The 343-nt window shown below is 36.4% G+C and carries 1 protein-coding gene; it reads right to left on the bottom strand.

Features of this window, described 5'->3' with window-relative positions:
• Nucleotides 1-32: 32 nt before the first annotated feature.
• Nucleotides 33-179, bottom strand: a complete 147-nt coding sequence (locus HMPREF2811_RS11395; protein ID WP_168164947.1) for a hypothetical protein — start codon at nt 177-179, stop codon at nt 33-35.
• Between the last annotated feature and the right edge of the window lie 164 nt (nt 180-343).

Raw genomic sequence — 343 nt, 5'->3', positions numbered from 1 at the left:
ACGTTTTGAGATGTTTTTTTCTATACTTTTTTTTAAACCGTAGCACTTGACTGAATCGTTGAATCGGGTGCCGGGGTCACTCCCCGACCTTTTTGCACTTCGCTTAAATTTTCGGTCGAGTCATTTAGCTTACCCGATTCTCCCATTAAGTAAAGTGCTACTGTTGTATTGAAAGCCATAAAATAGTTCCCCTCCCAACCGCAACTAGCAGCTTTATTTTTAATCATAAAAAATGGGGAGAATACACAATTTAAGTGGCTAATTTAATTTTAGAACTTTCGATCGGGCCATCCAAACCATTTATAACGTCTTTAATTTTCTTAAAAATAGTGGTAATATTCAG

Origin of the sequence: Globicatella sp. HMSC072A10 (genome assembly GCF_001811625.1) — a bacterium.
GTDB lineage: Bacteria > Bacillota > Bacilli > Lactobacillales > Aerococcaceae > Globicatella > Globicatella sanguinis.
The sequence above is the reverse complement of the archived record's forward strand: the minus strand, read 5'-3'. Positions and strand labels throughout refer to the sequence as shown.